The 380-nt window shown below is 47.1% G+C and carries 1 protein-coding gene; it reads left to right on the top strand.

The annotated features are described in order from the left end of the window. On the top strand, positions 1-254 hold a 254-nt coding region (locus V6C16_RS14735; protein ID WP_333543627.1), incomplete at its 5' end, for an IS3 family transposase. Between the last annotated feature and the right edge of the window lie 126 nt (positions 255-380).

Raw genomic sequence — 380 nt, 5'->3', positions numbered from 1 at the left:
TGCATTCGGATCGCGGCAGCCAGTATTGCAGCGCAGCCTACCAAGAAAGACTCCGCTCATACGGTCTGGTCTGCTCCATGAGCAAAAAAGGGGATTGTTACGACAACGCACCCATGGAAAGCTTCTGTGGCTTGTTGAAAAATGAGTTGGTCCATCGCAAAAGCTATCGCTCACAGGCTGAAGCCATTACGGATATAAGTGAGTATATTGAGGTTTTTTATAATCGACAAAGACGCCAGGCAGCACTTGGCTAGATAACGTACGGTATTTTTCGCACATTCCCAAAATGGAAGTAGCCCTTCATGTCGGTTAGGTTTGGTTATGACCAAACAACCACCAAACCAGCATGAGGGCTACAAATGAAAGCTACCAAGGAGCAC

It is taken from the genome of Desulfovibrio sp. 1188_IL3213 (assembly GCF_036763145.1).
GTDB lineage: Bacteria > Desulfobacterota > Desulfovibrionia > Desulfovibrionales > Desulfovibrionaceae > Desulfovibrio.
Note: the sequence above shows the minus strand (reverse complement) of the source record. Positions and strands in the feature narration are given on the sequence as shown.